The organism is Bacillus sp. 5w2 (assembly GCF_054353775.1).
The window spans coordinates 18,431-34,495 of record NZ_JBTIWT010000008.1 but is presented as its reverse complement, the minus strand read 5'-3'; the positions used below and the strand labels follow the sequence as shown (position 1 = coordinate 34,495).

At 36.6% G+C, this 16,065-nt stretch carries 17 protein-coding genes and 1 pseudogene; 11 read left to right on the top strand and 7 right to left on the bottom strand.

Features of this window, described 5'->3' with window-relative positions:
• Nucleotides 1-242: 242 nt before the first annotated feature.
• The 5 genes from ACXY7N_RS15265 to glpD all read left to right on the top strand — a co-directional run bounded on the left by ACXY7N_RS15265 (nucleotide 243) and on the right by glpD (nucleotide 5,710).
• Nucleotides 243-692: a helix-turn-helix domain-containing protein gene (locus ACXY7N_RS15265; protein ID WP_016136591.1), complete on the top strand. Its 450-nt coding sequence runs from the start codon at nucleotides 243-245 to the stop codon at nucleotides 690-692.
• A gap of 88 nt (nucleotides 693-780) precedes the next feature.
• Entirely contained in the window at nucleotides 781-1,341 is a 561-nt protein-coding gene (gene glpP, locus ACXY7N_RS15260; RefSeq protein ID WP_016089019.1) for a glycerol uptake operon antiterminator GlpP, read from the top strand.
• 228 nt (nucleotides 1,342-1,569) lie between these two features.
• Nucleotides 1,570-2,391 carry a glycerol uptake facilitator protein GlpF gene (glpF, locus tag ACXY7N_RS15255; RefSeq protein WP_488592452.1) on the top strand — a complete coding sequence of 274 codons (822 nt, stop codon included), beginning with the start codon at nucleotides 1,570-1,572 and terminating at the stop codon, nucleotides 2,389-2,391.
• 12 nt (nucleotides 2,392-2,403) lie between these two features.
• Nucleotides 2,404-3,894: a glycerol kinase GlpK gene (glpK, locus tag ACXY7N_RS15250; protein ID WP_016089017.1), complete on the top strand. Its 1,491-nt coding sequence runs from the start codon at nucleotides 2,404-2,406 to the stop codon at nucleotides 3,892-3,894.
• A gap of 133 nt (nucleotides 3,895-4,027) precedes the next feature.
• Entirely contained in the window at nucleotides 4,028-5,710 is a 1,683-nt protein-coding gene (glpD, locus tag ACXY7N_RS15245; RefSeq protein WP_016089016.1) for an aerobic glycerol-3-phosphate dehydrogenase, read from the top strand.
• 199 nt (nucleotides 5,711-5,909) lie between these two features.
• Here glpD and ACXY7N_RS15240 read toward each other — a convergent pair whose 3' ends face one another.
• Entirely contained in the window at nucleotides 5,910-6,074 is a 165-nt protein-coding gene (locus ACXY7N_RS15240; RefSeq protein ID WP_000561154.1) for a hypothetical protein, read from the bottom strand.
• Between the two features lie 555 nt (nucleotides 6,075-6,629).
• Here ACXY7N_RS15240 and ACXY7N_RS15235 point away from each other — a divergent pair.
• Nucleotides 6,630-7,040: a DUF2283 domain-containing protein gene (locus ACXY7N_RS15235; RefSeq protein ID WP_016133841.1), complete on the top strand. Its 411-nt coding sequence runs from the start codon at nucleotides 6,630-6,632 to the stop codon at nucleotides 7,038-7,040.
• Between the two features lie 252 nt (nucleotides 7,041-7,292).
• On the opposite strand, the gene ACXY7N_RS15230 is transcribed toward ACXY7N_RS15235, so the two are convergent.
• Entirely contained in the window at nucleotides 7,293-7,658 is a 366-nt protein-coding gene (locus ACXY7N_RS15230; protein ID WP_488592451.1) for a DUF3221 domain-containing protein, read from the bottom strand.
• 357 nt (nucleotides 7,659-8,015) lie between these two features.
• Here ACXY7N_RS15230 and ACXY7N_RS15225 point away from each other — a divergent pair, with 357 nt between their 5' ends.
• From ACXY7N_RS15225 to ACXY7N_RS15215, 3 genes are read left to right on the top strand one after another with little or no spacing between them, the layout of a single operon-like run.
• Nucleotides 8,016-8,549, top strand: coding sequence for a sigma-70 family RNA polymerase sigma factor (locus tag ACXY7N_RS15225; protein WP_098561152.1), 534 nt, complete (start codon nucleotides 8,016-8,018; stop codon nucleotides 8,547-8,549).
• Between the two features lie 4 nt (nucleotides 8,550-8,553).
• Nucleotides 8,554-8,961: a PadR family transcriptional regulator gene (locus ACXY7N_RS15220; protein WP_098561151.1), complete on the top strand. Its 408-nt coding sequence runs from the start codon at nucleotides 8,554-8,556 to the stop codon at nucleotides 8,959-8,961.
• 7 nt (nucleotides 8,962-8,968) lie between these two features.
• On the top strand, nucleotides 8,969-10,234 hold the full coding sequence (locus tag ACXY7N_RS15215) for an FtsW/RodA/SpoVE family cell cycle protein (protein ID WP_488592450.1): 1,266 nt from the start codon (nucleotides 8,969-8,971) through the stop codon (nucleotides 10,232-10,234).
• A gap of 50 nt (nucleotides 10,235-10,284) precedes the next feature.
• Here ACXY7N_RS15215 and ACXY7N_RS15210 read toward each other — a convergent pair.
• From ACXY7N_RS15210 to prsA, 3 genes and pseudogenes are all read right to left on the bottom strand, one after another.
• Nucleotides 10,285-10,512 (bottom strand): annotated as a pseudogene (locus ACXY7N_RS15210) (MarR family winged helix-turn-helix transcriptional regulator); the annotation flags it as partial.
• A gap of 129 nt (nucleotides 10,513-10,641) precedes the next feature.
• Nucleotides 10,642-12,972: an RNA polymerase recycling motor HelD gene (helD, locus tag ACXY7N_RS15205; protein ID WP_088083415.1), complete on the bottom strand. Its 2,331-nt coding sequence runs from the start codon at nucleotides 12,970-12,972 to the stop codon at nucleotides 10,642-10,644.
• 379 nt (nucleotides 12,973-13,351) lie between these two features.
• Nucleotides 13,352-14,215, bottom strand: coding sequence for a peptidylprolyl isomerase PrsA (gene prsA / locus ACXY7N_RS15200; protein WP_000710056.1), 864 nt, complete (start codon nucleotides 14,213-14,215; stop codon nucleotides 13,352-13,354).
• Between the two features lie 279 nt (nucleotides 14,216-14,494).
• On the opposite strand from prsA, the gene ACXY7N_RS15195 reads away from it, so the two are divergent.
• Nucleotides 14,495-14,608, top strand: coding sequence for a hypothetical protein (locus tag ACXY7N_RS15195; RefSeq protein ID WP_002007073.1), 114 nt, complete (start codon nucleotides 14,495-14,497; stop codon nucleotides 14,606-14,608).
• A 31-nt stretch (nucleotides 14,609-14,639) separates the two neighbouring features.
• Here the strand turns inward: ACXY7N_RS15195 and ACXY7N_RS15190 are convergent, their stop codons facing one another.
• Nucleotides 14,640-14,834: a hypothetical protein gene (locus tag ACXY7N_RS15190; protein ID WP_000172690.1), complete on the bottom strand. Its 195-nt coding sequence runs from the start codon at nucleotides 14,832-14,834 to the stop codon at nucleotides 14,640-14,642.
• Nucleotides 14,835-14,952: 118 nt separating this feature from the next.
• On the opposite strand from ACXY7N_RS15190, the gene ACXY7N_RS15185 reads away from it, so the two are divergent.
• A complete protein-coding gene (locus ACXY7N_RS15185; protein ID WP_000383651.1) occupies nucleotides 14,953-15,288 on the top strand; it encodes a DUF1878 family protein in 336 nt (111 codons plus the stop codon).
• Nucleotides 15,289-15,293: 5 nt separating this feature from the next.
• Here ACXY7N_RS15185 and ACXY7N_RS15180 read toward each other — a convergent pair whose 3' ends face one another.
• Complete coding sequence (locus ACXY7N_RS15180) at nucleotides 15,294-15,851, bottom strand: HTH-type transcriptional regulator Hpr (RefSeq protein ID WP_000834918.1); 558 nt, start codon at nucleotides 15,849-15,851, stop codon at nucleotides 15,294-15,296.
• Nucleotides 15,852-16,065 lie beyond the last annotated feature (214 nt).

Below are 16,065 nucleotides of genomic sequence, written 5' to 3'. Positions count from 1 at the left end.
ATGATAAGAAAGGATAGCGTATTTTTTATGCCTCATTTAGTCTTTATTAGTATTAATTCTTTGTATTATTGTTCGGGAAATTATTATAGAAGAAAAATATATGAAACCTACATCGTATAGCATATGAAATAGCGCCATTACAAGCTGTAACGCACAAGTTGCACAGGCTACGCAACGACAACTAGCTTTACTCTTCATCAGTTATTTGTCCATACTAGACGTAGAGAGGTGATAAACACAGTATGATTTTTAGTGAACGCTTAAAACAAGAACGAGAGAAACGAAATTGGTCGCAAAATGATTTGGCTGAAAAAATTCATGTAAGTAGGCAATCTGTTTCGAAATGGGAGACGGGAAAGAACTATCCGAGCATCGAAATTATTATTCATTTAAGCGATCTGTTCGGTATTACGATTGATGAGATGCTAAGGAGTGATGAAGAGTTGACGCAGAAAGTAATTGAAGATAGTAAGCAATTAGCATATCCAAAATGGAAGGTGTTTTTCGATAGTCTATTCATGCTGGGAGTATTTCTGTTTCTTACAAAAATCGTTGTATGGATGTTAAATAAATTTGCCGGAGCGAGCATTACCATTATAGCGGACGCACCGTATGTAATGAACTTTCTACCTCTTATATTAATGATCATAGGTGGCACGGCTTCTGATAAGTTGAAGAAAATATATAGATAGAGGAAAGAAATCCCCTACACTAGCTGTTCTTTTCACTTAAATTGTGTACTATAAAGGATAGGATGACATAAAGAAGGGGACATTTAGAATGGAATTTCATGAACAGAAGATTTTGCCGGCAGTGAGGCAAATTAAAGATTTGGAAAAGCTATTACATAGTTCGTATGAATATATCGTTATTTTAGATATTCATGTCGGTCAATTGAAGAGTGTTATATCACTTGCGAAGCAATATTGTAAAAAGGTGTTTTTACATGTGGATTTAATTCATGGTTTGCAGAGTGATGGGCATGCGACGGAATATTTATGCCAAGAGTTTAGACCGTACGGGTTACTTTCGACAAAGGCGAGCGTAATTATGAAGGCGAAGCAAAAGGGTGTTGTCGCAATTCAGCGTATTTTTTTAATTGATTCTAGTGCAATGGAGAAGAGTTGTAATCTTTTAGAAAAGACGAAGCCAGATTATATAGAGGTGCTTCCAGGAGCGTTAACGGATGTTATTACTGAAGTGAAGGAGCGCACTGGTTTACCAATTTTAGCAGGTGGTTTCATTCGTACAGTTGATGATGTGGAGAAAGCGTTAAATGCTGGTGCGACAGCAATTACGACATCAAAACGCGAACTATGGAAACATTACCAAAAAAAGTGACGAAAATGTGAAAAAATTCTGTTGACACCGCTTTCATGAGAGGTTAACATTATAGACAAGTTAATAAACGTGACGGAGAAAAGTAGAGATCCACATTTCATTGTTTCTATATAAACTTATATAGAAGCGTGCAAAGCTGTGGGTCTTTTTCTTTTGACAAAAACGAATGGCCATTCATTTTACCTCTATCACATTTGGAAGCGTTTAAATTGATTGTGGAGGGATACTATGTCAGCATTTTTAGGAGAGTTAGTAGGGACTGCGTTGTTAATCTTACTTGGTGGCGGCGTTTGCGCTGGTGTAAGTTTAAAGAAGTCGTTTGCGAAAGATTCTGGTTGGATTGTTATTACAATGGGCTGGGGCTTAGCGGTAGCAGTTGCAGCGTATGCAGTAGGGTCAATTAGTGGGGCACATTTGAATCCGGCTTTAACGATAGGATTAGCATTTAAGGGAGCGTTCCCATGGAGTGACGTACCAGGTTATATCGCAGCACAAATGATTGGGGCAATTATCGGGGCAGTTCTTGTATATTTACATTACTTACCACACTGGAAAGAAACAGAAGATCCAGGAACAAAATTAGGTGTATTTGCAACAGGTCCAGCAATTCCGAACACATTTACAAACCTTTTAAGTGAAATGATTGGAACATTCGTTTTAGTATTTGGTATATTAGCAATTGGAGCAAATAAATTTGCAGATGGTTTAAATCCATTCATCGTAGGTTTCTTAATTGTAAGTATTGGTTTATCATTAGGTGGAACAACAGGATACGCAATCAACCCGGCTCGTGATTTAGGTCCGCGTATTGCACACTTCCTCCTTCCGATTGCAGGAAAAGGCGGTTCAAATTGGAAGTATGCATGGATTCCAGTAGTTGGTCCAATTTTAGGAGGATCACTTGCAGGTTTATTCCATCAAGTTGTATTTGAAGGAAAACAAAACTCAGCACTTATTTATGTGATTATCGCAACTGTGATTGTACTAGCAATCTCTTATATGACAAGTAAAAAAAGTGAAAGTAACACAAATAGTAGAAAAGTAGCATAGGGGGAAACCATTATGAAAAAATATATTCTTTCATTAGACCAAGGAACAACTAGCTCACGCGCAATTCTTTTCAATAAAAAAGGTGAAATTGTTCATTCAGCTCAAAAAGAGTTTACACAACATTTTCCGAAGCCAGGTTGGGTAGAGCATAACGCACAAGAAATTTGGGGATCTATTTTAGCAGTTATCGCAACTTGCTTAAGTGAAGCAGATGTAAAACCAGAACAAATCGCTGGTATCGGTATTACGAACCAACGTGAAACAGCGGTTGTGTGGGATAAAACGACTGGAAAACCAATTTACAACGCAATTGTATGGCAATCTCGCCAAACAGCTGAAATTTGTGATGAGTTAAAAGAAAAAGGTTATAGCGAAATGGTTCGCGAAAAAACAGGTCTTTTAATTGACGCATACTTCTCTGGTACGAAAGTAAAATGGATTTTAGATAACGTTGAAGGTGCAAGAGAAAAAGCAGAAAACGGCGATCTATTATTCGGAACAATTGATACGTGGCTTGTATGGAAACTATCTGGTGGTAAAGCGCACGTAACTGACTACTCAAATGCATCACGTACATTAATGTTTAACATTCATGACTTACAGTGGGATGATGAGCTTCTAGACATGTTAACAGTACCAAAGAGCATGCTTCCAGAAGTACGTCCATCATCTGAAATTTATGCTGAAACAATTGACTATCACTTCTTCGGTCAAAATGTACCGATCGCAGGTGTAGCTGGTGACCAACAAGCGGCATTATTTGGACAAGCTTGTTTTGTTGAAGGTATGGCGAAGAATACTTACGGAACTGGTTGCTTCATGTTAATGAACACAGGTGAAAAAGCAGTAGCTTCTGAGCATGGTCTATTAACAACAATTGCATGGGGAATAGATGGTAAAGTAAACTACGCATTAGAAGGAAGTATTTTCGTAGCAGGTTCTGCAATTCAGTGGTTACGTGACGGAATGCGCATGTTTAAAGATGCAAGTGAGAGTGAAGTATATGCTTCTCGCGTTGAATCAACGGACGGTGTATACGTTGTACCAGCATTCGTAGGTTTAGGTACACCTTACTGGGATAGTGAAGTACGCGGCGCTATGTTTGGTGTAACGCGCGGTACGACGAAAGAGCATTTCATCCGTGCAACACTAGAATCTTTAGCGTACCAAACGAAAGATGTATTATGCGCAATGGAAGCAGATTCAGGTATTGAACTGAAAACATTACGCGTTGATGGCGGAGCTGTTAAAAATAACTTCTTAATGAAGTTCCAAAGTGATATTTTAGATGTTCCTGTAGAGCGTCCAGTGATCAACGAAACGACTGCTTTAGGTGCAGCATACTTAGCTGGTCTTGCGGTTGGATATTGGAAAAACCAAGATGAAATTAAATCACAGTGGCATATGGACAAACGCTTTGAACCAACGATGGAAGCGGAAACAAGCGAAGAGCTATATGCTGGATGGAAAAAAGCAATTGAAGCAACAAAAGCTTTCAAATAATCATAAACAGTGTTATAATGGTGACAAGTTAATAATTCGGTAGGAGATTTGGAGAGACCACAACGCGCTATAGAGGCGAAATCTATAGCGGAGTTTGTGGTCTCTTTTTTCGTTATCAAAGGGAGGAATTACCATGAAATTTTCAAGTACACAACGTAAAGACGTATTAAACGGAGTAAATAAACAAGAGTTAGATGTGATCGTAATTGGTGGAGGTATTACTGGTTCTGGTATTGCATTAGATGGGGCAACACGCGGGTTATCAACAATTGTGTTTGAAATGCAGGACTTTGCAGCAGGTACATCAAGTCGTTCAACGAAGCTTGTACACGGTGGTCTACGTTATTTAAAACAACTTGAAGTGAAAATGGTAGCAGAGGTGGGGAAAGAGCGTGCGATTGTATATGAGAACGGTCCCCATGTAACAACACCAGAGTGGATGTTACTTCCGTTCCATACAGGCGGTACGTTCGGATCATTCAGTACATCAATTGGTCTTCGTGTATACGACTTCTTAGCAGGTGTAAAACGAAGCGAGCGCAGAAAGATGTTTAACCGTGAAGAAACATTAAACAAAGAGCCTCTTGTGAAAAAAGAAGGATTAAAAGGTGGCGGTTACTACGTAGAATATCGTACAGACGATGCGCGTCTTACAATTGAAGTAATGAAAGAAGCAATTGAGCATGGTGCGAAAGCTGTTAACTACGCAAAAGTAGACAGTTTCTTATATAAAGATGGGAAAGTATGCGGTGTACGTGTAATCGATTTACTAGACGGAGAAGTGTACGAAGTTTACGGTAAGAAAATTGTAAACGCAGCTGGTCCTTGGGTAGATACACTTCGTGAAAAAGATAACTCTAAAAAAGGGAAAGTACTTCAATTATCAAAAGGTGTTCACTTAGTCATTGATCAAAAACGTTTCCCATTAGGGCAAGCGATTTACTTTGATACACCAGATAAACGTATGGTGTTCGCGATTCCTCGCGGAGGAAAAACATACGTAGGTACAACAGATACGTTCTATGATAAAGATGCAGCTGTACCACACATGACAACAGAAGATCGCACATACATCATTAACGCGATTAACTACATGTTCCCAAGTGTGAAAATTACAGAAAAAGATGTGGAGTCAAGCTGGGCTGGTGTACGTCCGTTAATTTACGAAGAAGGTAAAAACGCATCTGAAATTTCTCGTAAAGATGAAATTTGGACTTCTGAATCTGGTTTAATTACAATCGCAGGTGGTAAATTAACAGGATACCGCAAAATGGCTGAAATGGTAGTAGACTACGTAACGAACTTACTACAAAAAGAAGGTCATAGTGCATATCCGAAGAGCGACACGAAACATATGCCAATCTCTGGTGGACATGTAGATGGTTCACACGGATTCCCAGCATTCGTTGCGAAAAAAGCAGGCGAAGGTACGAAATACGGTTTAACGACAGCACAAGCAGAAGAATTCGCGAAATTCTACGGCTCTAACGTTGACGTACTGTTCGACTTAGCGAAAAAACATAAAGACGAAGCGAAAGAATACAACATGCCGCTTGACGTTCTAATCCCACTTGTATACGCAATGGATTATGAAATGACAGCAAAACCAGTTGACTTCTTCGTACGCCGCAGAGGCGCTGTATTCTTCAACATCCACTGGGTATATGAGTGGAAAGAAGCAGTAATCAACTACATGGCTGCGAAACTAGGCTGGAGCAAAGAAGAGCAAATGAAATACACAGCTGAATTAGAAAAAGCATTAACAGACGCTGTCATTCCTGTAGATCAACAAGAACAGGCAGCTGCATTAGCATAAAATAGAGAACCACCTGGAGGGAAGCCCTTCAGGTGGTTTTCATCTTGACTAAAAATAAATAAAATGTGTTACAATGATGATAGAGTATTTAGTATGAATTTTGCATAAAATAAAGAAGACAGAAGCCTGAGAAACTTCTGCCTTGTGTAACCTAACTTGCTATTGTGGTGGTAGTAGGTGCGGTTATAAGACAATTACATTAACGTTTTAGCCGAGAACCGCCCTTACCTTTTCCACGAAGCAGGGTGGTTCTCGCTTTTTTGTATACAGAAATTAGCCACGGACCGACGTATCTTCTACCGATGACAACGCCAGCTCCGGTTAGGATACCGTACACTAATTTAATTACAAACATCGCGATCATTTTATCACCTCCCCCTTTTTTCAAAATGGAAGAGATGATTACCACACCTACTAGTTATAGCTTATTAAGTTACGCATTAATTGTATTATGTTTTAAAATAGGGAACAAGACATATGGATGAAAAGCCCTAGTTTTAAATGGTTGGTTATTGTGTAAAGTGTGGTTTTTCATATACAACTTGTTTGTGAGGTGCCTACAAGCTAAGGTTTTCATTTGAGTTACGTTTCTTTTCTTTAATTTCATTAAGTTGTTCCATCAAGAATGTAGCATCAGATTTTGTTAATCCAACTTTCGGAATGCCATTTTCAAAAATGATTAAAAAGTAACTTATAATTCTCCTTACAATTTGTTCCTTGTTAAATAAACAAACATAATTAAAAAAATAGGGATACTGATAACAACGTTCAAATGAAATACACAGCAGAACTAGAAAAAGCAGCTGTGTTATGTATAGAACTTCAAATACTATACTTGTATTTTATAACCAAAAAACCTAATATTTAGTTTATAAAGATAGATTTAATGAAAAAATAAGATACCAATATGAGTTGTATCATGAAAAAATTAATTACCTATGACCCTGAAATCCAGATGGCATATCTGTATGTAATTCCATTTACTTCAGAAATTGAGATTGAATCGACTGAAGAATTGGAAGAAAATCCGAAATTGAATTTAGATATAGATCAATTTGATCGTATAGTTGGGATTGAGTTTTTTGGAGAAAATGCAAGTAAATTAAAAGGATTAACAAATAGGAGTAAAATATATATAAAGAAAACTTCAAATGATAATAACTACATATACTCATTTCGGGTTTCTCAGGAAAATCATTTGCAAAAAGTAGCATTTCATCATGTTGTATTTTATTTTGCGGATAAGAAGTATGAAGAATTTATTGGTTTTGATATTATGAATCCCTCTTTGTATGGCCATGAGATATTAGATTCTTTAAGTGAGTATTAGGAAGAAGGGGGACTCGGTGAAATGAGTTCTCTTTTTCATTTAGCGGTGAGGGGAATATTGACTATAGAAAACGAAGGCAAAATCCTTATTGCAAAATGAAAGAGCGCCTTGGGAGGAAGACGCTTTTTAGGTGAATGTAGTGTAATGACTATTCGATTTATTATATGTAATTTGCTGAGGGAATGATTTCGCAAAAAAATATTATTTTAAAAAGGGAGTTGTAATTGATGAAATCGAGAGTTCCTAAGGTTGCTATTCATTAGGTATTTTTTCAATCGTAGCATCATTTGCAATTGGAGGTGTAGATTGAGTCGTTGCGCCGAAAGATATAACGAGTTTATCCCCCAATTGATAATTCCTATTTTTTTCGATAGGAAGTTTTAATAGTTTATTTGGAATAAATTTCATTGCTTCCACCTCGGAGTAGGAAAGTGCTTCCTTTTTTGTAGGGGTATCTGCAACGAGTATGTATACAGTGTCAATTGAAATAACATATCCTGTGAAAGTCTCCGTTTTTAGAGAAGCAGTACTAGTTTGGTTGGGCGAATCTAGTGCTACTGTGCATCCGCAAGCTAATGTTAGGGTGGTTAGTAAAGTTATGATTTTTTTCTTTGGCATTATTAGTTTTGGCCTCCGTATAGTACATGTTTTTATCGTTACATTCGAATGACTAGATTAATGAAGTTATACCATGAGAAAGTGGATTTAAGTTAGAGATATAGTATAAGTACGATTAAAAATATTATGTGGAAGTGAAAATGAGCTTGAACTTTAGATGGAGATGGAGTAGTACTTATAAATAAGTGGCTGTCTCCTATGCAGAGTTTAAAGGGCTACATGGATTTTATGAAATCAAGAGTACTTGAAATAAAGGTTAAACAAAACGGTACGGACATTGCCATCTGTATTTTTTTATAAATTTATAAAACTTTTCCATACAGTACGTCGTCTAATATATGGGAAGGAGGAAATGCTGTGGATGAATTAACGATAGAAGAGTTTGAAATAGAAGATAAGGAACTCCTTATCGATGAAATCATGAGCAAGTATGGACAAGAAGTCCTGCAGCTTGTGTATTCATATGTGAACAATAAAGAGGTTGCGGAGGATGTAACGCAAGATATATTTGTGAAATGTTATAAATCTCTTCATACATACAAAGGGAAGTCGAATGTGAAAACATGGTTATGGAGAATTGCGATTAATCAATGTAAGGACTATATAAAAAGTTGGTATAACAAAAAGGTGATCGTGACAGGGGATGAATCTGCTTATATGGGGGTTCAAAATGATAGTGTCGAACAAACTGTCATTCAAAATGCGGAGGACCGTGAGCTCGCTTCTGCGGTAATGAATTTACCGATAAAATACCGAGAAGTCATTTATCTATTTTATTATGAAGAATTATCAATTAAAGAGATTGCTACGGTAATAGAAGTGAAGGAAAACACGATAAAAACGAGACTGAAAAAAGCGAAGGAACTATTGAAGAAAGGATTGGAGGAATAATCAAATGGAAGATCGATTAAAAGGCTTGCGAAAATCAATGGAGAACACAACGTTTCAACACTTGAGTTTTTCTGATCAGCATCGAAAGCGGGTGCGCGAAAAAATCAATCAATCGTCCGAAAAGGAAGAAGATATCCTTTTAGCAGTGTTGCAACTTCTTATGAATGAAAAAACAGGTTATGAATTGATGCAGCTACTGCGCGGGAGAGGGATTCAAACATTTGAAGGCAACGAAGGGTCTCTATACACTGTATTACATCGTCTAGAACAGAATCGCTTTATTCAATCTAGCTGGGATCATGAAGGAGCGAAATATTATCAACTAAATGATAAAGGAAGAAAGATGCTGCGAAAGGCAGAAAAAAATGCTACGAAGGCACAATTTATATTAAAAGGCTTAGTACAGGAGTGAGAAAAAATTGAACAAAAAAGGGGAGCGTTTTTTAAAAGAAGTTACGAACCATATTAAATCAAAAGAAGCGAAAGACTTGGTAGCGGCGGAACTGGACTTTCACTTGAAACAGGCGAAGAATATGTGGATAGAGAAAGGGTTAAGTGAGGAAGTTGCTGAAAATAAAGCTGTGGAACAAATGGGAAGCCCGATCAAACTTGGCCGGGAACTTAATAAACTACATAAGCCAAAGGTTGATTGGTTCTTAATTGGTTTATTAGTGGCTGCGATGGGGTTAGGTTTTTTGCCAGTTATAGCTTTTGGATATATGAATGATTTACTAATGGATAAGGTGATATCTGTTGTTCTTAGTATTGCAACAGCATTAGGGATGATGCTGATTGATTATCGGAAGTTAGAGAGATTTGGATGGCTGTTTTATACAATTGGGGTACTTATCTTGTTAATGCTATACTGCTTTCCGAATGCTGGGATGCTTGGAGAACCGATAATAAAAGTTGGTCCTATTGCAATTGACCGTTTAATGGCGGTACCTTTCTTCTTTTTAGCTTGGGCTTCTTTTTTCAATAACAATAGATTGAAAGTTAGGTATCTTGTAGTGTTGTATTTATTTTCTTTGTATTTATTCTTAATTGGCGCAGCTTTTTCAGTGATTTTTATTTATATCACGATGGTATTCGTTATGCTTTGGTGGAGTAAGTTAGGAAAGAAAACGGCATTAATTATTACAATTGTACCAATCTGTTTATTGATTATAAGGGCGTCTTTTTCCTGGCCCTCAGTAAAAGGATATCATTTGGATAGATTTTTAGGGTATTTGAATCCAGAGCGTGATGCACAGGGCGCAGGATTTATGTATATACGTTTAAAAGAGGTAATGTCGTCAGCAGGTTGGTTTGGTACATATGGAGATGTAAAGCTCATCCCTAATCCAGATACTGATTTTGTATTTGCAAGTTTAACTTATTATTATGGATATGTGCTTGCGCTGGTTCTTGTCTTAATTCTTTCTCTTTTTGTAGCGCGGTTAATGTTCATATCTTATAAAATAAATGACCGGTATGGTAAATTGCTTCTCATTGGAGGAATGACTCTTTTCGTAGTTCAATTCCTTTATAACGTTGGTATGATTTTAGGTTTATTACCGATTACTGCTATATCCTTACCTTTTATTAGTTATGGATTAACACCTACTTTATTTCATGCATTTATAATGGGAATCGTACTAAGTGTATATCGACGTAAAGATATTCCAGCGAGAAAATCAGCTTAAAAAAACAAACCATCCGTTCCCTATCTTCTTTAGGGAATAGGTGGTTTTATTTACACACTTAACAAGTTTTTTCCGTTTTCAACTTCTCCGCATGAATCTGGAATTTGCTTATCTTTTATTAATAGTAATAGAAGTTCAAAAAACTGTTCACGTTGCTCTAATGTGAGGTTTTGCAAAATATCGTTTGCGACCTTATCTTGGAAAGTGAGCGCCTTCTCCATATTGGAGTGCGCGCGTTCAGTAAGTTGAATTAATGTAGCTCGGCGATCAGTTGGATTTGCCATTATATTTATGATAGTTTAGCATTCATACTTGTTTTTAAAAGGAAATAACGTCACTTTAAAAAAAGATATATTCTACTTTAAAGGTGTAAGTCCTGCACAAAAAAAGAAACACCCTGATTGTTATCAAGGTGTAATAAGTTCAAAACTCTCCGAATTAGCCCCAAGTATAAAAGGACTAACCTCACCAACGCTATATAGTTGTAATTCATGCATCGCGCGCGTACAAGCAGTGTAGAACAATCTGCGTAGACTTTCATCACTATACACATCTTGAGAGGCATCGTAAATAATAACAGCGTCAAATTCGATACCCTTCGCTAAGTAAGCAGGAATCACGACAATGCCTTGCTCATACTCGGCTGAGCTACTCTTCACAAGTTTAATACCTTCAATGCTACTAAGTGCCTCATAGGCAGCGGCACTTTCGGCAGCGGATTTACATATAATTGCGATCGTATTGTGCTGTTGTTTTTGTAGTTCAGCAACTTTGGCAGTAATATGTTCGTGCAGTTCGCTTTCATTTGATACTTTCGTCACTGTAGGTTTCTCGCCGTCACGTTCAAAGGCGTGAATGTTCTCTCCTTCTGGTACGAGGGCACGTGTAAATTCAATAATTGGTTTTGTTGAGCGATAGCTACGAGTTAAGTTGATGCCGTTCGTTTCATCTGGTCCGTATAAGCTAGTAAGTGTATTGAAATTCACTGCTTCACTCGCATGGGCAAATATCGCTTGGTTAAAGTCCCCAAGTACCGTCATTCTTGCAGCAGGGAAGAGACGTTTTAAAAACTCGAACTGAAACGGCGAATAATCTTGCGCTTCGTCTACGAGTACGTGTTTAATCGATCTATTCGTTTGGAAGCCTTCAATTAACTCTTTTAAAAGTAAAAATGGAGTCGCATCCTCGTAATATAGCTTTCCTTCATCGAGCATGTTTACTGTTAATGAGCAAATATCATCCCACTCTTTCGGTTTTTCTCCAGTAACCCATGATGCATCTGTGAAGAGTTGTTTATATATGCCTGTGAAATTGATGAAACGCAATGTTTGAACACCTTTACGAAGTGGCTTCAATTTTTTGCGGACAATCATACGTCCAAGTACTTTCGTTTCTTTCTCAAAATCATGAAAGGAGTTGTCGTCAAACTCGCCCTTTTTCTGCAAGTATTTATAAGCTTTTTGATATTCATCTTTACTAAGTAGTTCAATTTCTTCTTCTACCCAAGGTTTTTTCAGTTCTGTCTTTTCAAGTGCATCTATTTGTTTATTTAGCCAATCTGTTAACTTCTCAATTCGACTATGGAAGCGGAGGGAGGAGTCAGTGTTATAAAATTGCTCTGTAATTTCTTTTGCAGAAACAATTAGTTTTCCTCTAAATTTCATTCCTCTAAATAGCATGCCTGAAGATTCAAGGGATTGTCTGTACGCTCTAATCATCTCGAAAAATTGAGTAGATGCTTTAAATCGAATGCTAGCATTTCTCGTTTTATAGGTAGGGCTATTCGTTTCAGTTAACATATATTCTAATTGCTCATAAGGATCTTCAACGTCAAATGACTTACTTAGTCTATGGTTTAAATATTCTTGGAATGTAACTTGCTGCATATTTTCTTCACCGAGTTCAGGCAATACGTTAGATACGTAGCTGTTGAACATAGAGTTAGGGGAGAAGAGAATAATTTGATCTGCTTTTAACCATTCGCGATATTTATATAGTAAGTAGGCGATTCGTTGCAGCGCAGCTGACGTTTTACCGCTACCAGCAGCTCCTTGCACGATAAGGAGTCGGCCTTCATCGTGACGAATAATTTCATTTTGCTCGCGCTGAATTGTAGCAACGATGCTTTGCATGTGTTTGTTCGTACCTTTTCCGAGCGCTTGTTGCAAGATTTCATCACCAATTGTAAGGCTCGTATCGAACATAGAATCAATCTCGCCATTTTGAATAATGTATTGTAATTTCTTCTCCACATTACCGTGGATTACGCCTCCTGGTGTACTATATTCGGCTGGTCCTGGTGGATAATCGTAGTACACACTCGAAATGGGTGCGCGCCAGTCATATATAAGAAAGTTTTCTCCGCTTGCATCAGTAAGTGTAGCTACGCCGATATAAATTTTCTCTGCAGCAGATTCTCCTTCTTCTTTGAAATCAATTCGTCCGAAGTAAGGTGCTTTATGCATGCGTCTTAATGCGGCAAGTCGATTAAAGGTGTGCTTATGGGTAATTTGTGTGACAGCTAGTGACTGAGCTTGTTGTCTTAAGTTGATAACTGTTTCAAGATAATCATCAAAAGTATCAGTATTCACTTTCACGTCATCCCAGAAGTGTTTACGAATATGGATTACTTCTGCCCGGCGTCTGCCAGTTTCGTTTTCCAGTTTATCAATTTGCTCCGTAATTGTTTCTATTACGGTATCCAATCTTTTTTGCTCTAAATCAAGTTTTTTGTTCATACGGTAAGCACTCCTTTAAAAGTGAAAAATAGAGGTTGACTGAAGATGTGTTTTGGTGTACAATTAAGATACGGATAAATACGTTCCTTTCATTTTAGAAAACGTGTTTCTGTACTAATTTAACATAATTTTTTCATTTAATCAATGATAATAAGATAAACCTTGGTTCCGTGCTACGTGGATCAAGGTTTTTTTGTGTTTTTGAAGAGGGGATTGCAATCACTGTCAGTTTTTACTGGTGAGTCGATATAATTGAAAAATCACTGCTATATTTAGGACCAAGGTTAATCTATTTGAGAATTAACCTTATAATTTCATTTATCGAGAGAAAAGAGTATACAAAAAAGCTTGGGCCTAAGCCCAAGCTTTTTTCAATTCATTATTTCTTTTCGTCTTTCTTAGCGTCAGCTTTTTGCTCTTTGAAAAGATCTTTTAAATCTTTATCGTCAACTTTTACGTCAGCTTTTTTGATTTCTTTCATCATAAGATCGTTCATGAATTCGCCATCTTGTGCTTTCTTCGCAACTAACTCTTTTTTCAGGTCAGCTTTTGATTGCTCAAATGATTTTTCTGGCTCTTTAATGTCTGTAACTTTAATGATGTGGTAACCGAATTGTGTTTTTACAGGTTCGCTTACTTCATCTTTTTTCAGTTTATAAGCAGCATCTTCGAATTCTTTAACCATTTTACCATGTTCGAAGAATCCTAAGTCTCCACCTTTTTCTTTTGAACCAGTATCTTCAGAGTATTGTTTCGCTAACTCTTCGAAAGATTTACCTTGTCCAAGTTCTTCTTTAACCTTTTTAGCAGTCGCTTCATCTTTTACAAGAATGTGGCTTGCTTTAATTTCAGGTTTGTAGCTTTCTTTTAGTTCTTTATCAGTGATTGTTTTCTCGATAGCTTTTTCCTGCGCTAATTGAGCACGCACACCAGTTTTTAAAGTTTCTTCTTTAATACCTTGTTGTTTTAATAGTGTATCGAATTGATCACCGTATTGTTTTTTCATCTCATCGAACTTTTTGTCTACTTCTTTGTCTTCAACTTTGTAGTTTTTAATAAGTACTTTTTCCATAACCATGTTGTTTAATACTTGTTTACCAGCTTGTGTCTTCATTTGATTGTAGAACTCGTCTTTTGTAATGTCACCAGCTTTAGATGTAACGATTTTGTCTGATGATGATGTTCCACATGCTGATAATGCGATTACACTTGTTGCGGCTAAGGCAAGCATAGCTTTCTTCATTCGATAAACACTCCTACTATTATGTATTTTTAATTTATCCCACACCAATGAATTTTGGTTCATAAGAGCCCGATTAAGTCTCACTGATACTTTTGCTTTTTTCGTTGGTAAAGCGCGCTTAACAGGGCTTACCGAGGCTGAGGATAAAGTTAAGATGCGTGTCATTTATTTCATAGTATAAGCAATATGTACAAAATTTAATATATCATATTTCGACTCGATTTCATATTGATAAAGAAAAATTAACCAGTGTGTGTCAGATTTTGAAGGTGTAGCCTATTGGGCGCATGCCGCATATATAGAAAAGAGGAGGGGATGGGGATGAATTCTCAACTTATTTTATTACTTGTACTGTTTATTTTATTGGTTATAGTAGGTATAATTTGCTTATAGAGGAAAAAAGTGAGGAAAGGGCTTTCCTTCCTCACTTTCCATGAAATATAATTTCTATATAACTAGAAATTAATAAAATTGTTATACATACATTAATAACCCGAAAGACACCGGGTTGGCGGCTCGCAGCTATTTGTTTTCGTTCACACAGTGTATGTGTCATGAAATTCGTGTAAAATATAACAAGAAGTGCGAATGCGACAAAAACAACTGTTATAAGTGTCATGAGGCGAGACCTCCTTTTGGCTAAAATACATATACTTTATATATTGTATCATACGATATTTTGTTCGTGTTATAAAATTCAGAAATAGAAGACTTTGTGTTAGAAAGTGAGGGAGAAAATGGACGTTGTTAGAAGATTAGAACAAGCTGAATACTACGTAGACCTACTATTTAAAATGATTGATGAAGAAAAGTGTCCATTTTATTCTTTGATCATAAAGAAAAAAGCTCGTAAAAAAGATATTGAACGTATACTAAATCTTTGTGAAATACTGAACGAGCAATATGTAGTGGAGAAAGCAGAAGGGCTTCTTTTGTTCGATGCGCTGTTAGATCAATTTGAAAAAGCGCTTCCACATCAGCTCGAAGTACACGAAACTGCGGAAGCGCTAGCAAAACAAGGTTTATTTAAGCCGCTTATGAATGAATTCTTAAGCATGATTGCGAAAAAATAAATAGATTACTTCTTAACTAACTTCTGATCGGATTCTGTAAAGTTCTCTTCAATATCTTCTAATGATTTCTCAAAAATATCGATGAAGTCTTGTCCGTAAATATTACGCAAGATAGCAATCAGTTCGATATTTTCTGGGAACTTCCCATAAAAATTACGAAGTGCAAGAGCCCCATTAAACACTGAATTATTTTCAGGATCATACTCCTCCATTAAGCGAAGTAGTAATTCTTCCCCTTTGTCTGTAATTTCAATGTACGTATTTCGTTTGTCATCTTCTTTTTTCGAGAATACAAGATAGCCGCGTTCTTCCAGCTTTTTCGAGAAGTTAAACGCCGTTGATACGTGCATAACTCCAAACTTAGCAATCTCAGAAATAGAAGCCCCTTTTAAATGATAAGCGATTGTTAAAATATGATGCTCATTGATGTTTAAATCATAAGGCTTAATCCACATCTGCCAATCTTTCTCTACACATTTCCATAACGCTTTCGATAATTGAGCAATGCGTTGGCTGAAAATCATCGCTTCTTTTACCGAGTAATCTTTTTCTCCACTTTTCATTTACTCACCCACTTTAACATTCTTTTTCATTACTATCTATTATGCCAGTAAAATAAAAATTAATAAAGTCTTTTTGTGAGAATTGTGAAAATTTTTTAAAAAAATGACATTCTATACAAATCATGCATAACTATGGAAGCGGTTTATGAGTCACGAATACATGTGTTGTCCATACATGTTAAGTGATAACATATATTGTAAATGCATAAAAACA

What these genes read in the sequence shown, in the direction of transcription:
- ACXY7N_RS15185 (WP_000383651.1), top strand. Translation starts at nt 14,953, where the DNA reads ATGGACGTTGTTAGAAGATTAGAACAAGCTGAATACTACGTAGACCTA.
- ACXY7N_RS15220 (WP_098561151.1), top strand. Translation starts at nt 8,554, where the DNA reads ATGGAAGATCGATTAAAAGGCTTGCGAAAATCAATGGAGAACACAACG.
- glpP (WP_016089019.1), top strand. Translation starts at nt 781, where the DNA reads ATGGAATTTCATGAACAGAAGATTTTGCCGGCAGTGAGGCAAATTAAA.
- ACXY7N_RS15235 (WP_016133841.1), top strand. Translation starts at nt 6,630, where the DNA reads ATGAAAAAATTAATTACCTATGACCCTGAAATCCAGATGGCATATCTG.
- prsA (WP_000710056.1), bottom strand. Translation starts at nt 14,215, where the DNA reads ATGAAGAAAGCTATGCTTGCCTTAGCCGCAACAAGTGTAATCGCATTA.
- helD (WP_088083415.1), bottom strand. Translation starts at nt 12,972, where the DNA reads ATGAACAAAAAACTTGATTTAGAGCAAAAAAGATTGGATACCGTAATA.
- ACXY7N_RS15180 (WP_000834918.1), bottom strand. Translation starts at nt 15,851, where the DNA reads ATGAAAAGTGGAGAAAAAGATTACTCGGTAAAAGAAGCGATGATTTTC.
- glpF (WP_488592452.1), top strand. Translation starts at nt 1,570, where the DNA reads ATGTCAGCATTTTTAGGAGAGTTAGTAGGGACTGCGTTGTTAATCTTA.
- ACXY7N_RS15240 (WP_000561154.1), bottom strand. Translation starts at nt 6,074, where the DNA reads ATGATCGCGATGTTTGTAATTAAATTAGTGTACGGTATCCTAACCGGA.
- ACXY7N_RS15265 (WP_016136591.1), top strand. Translation starts at nt 243, where the DNA reads ATGATTTTTAGTGAACGCTTAAAACAAGAACGAGAGAAACGAAATTGG.
- glpK (WP_016089017.1), top strand. Translation starts at nt 2,404, where the DNA reads ATGAAAAAATATATTCTTTCATTAGACCAAGGAACAACTAGCTCACGC.
- glpD (WP_016089016.1), top strand. Translation starts at nt 4,028, where the DNA reads ATGAAATTTTCAAGTACACAACGTAAAGACGTATTAAACGGAGTAAAT.
- ACXY7N_RS15230 (WP_488592451.1), bottom strand. Translation starts at nt 7,658, where the DNA reads ATGCCAAAGAAAAAAATCATAACTTTACTAACCACCCTAACATTAGCT.
- ACXY7N_RS15190 (WP_000172690.1), bottom strand. Translation starts at nt 14,834, where the DNA reads ATGACACTTATAACAGTTGTTTTTGTCGCATTCGCACTTCTTGTTATA.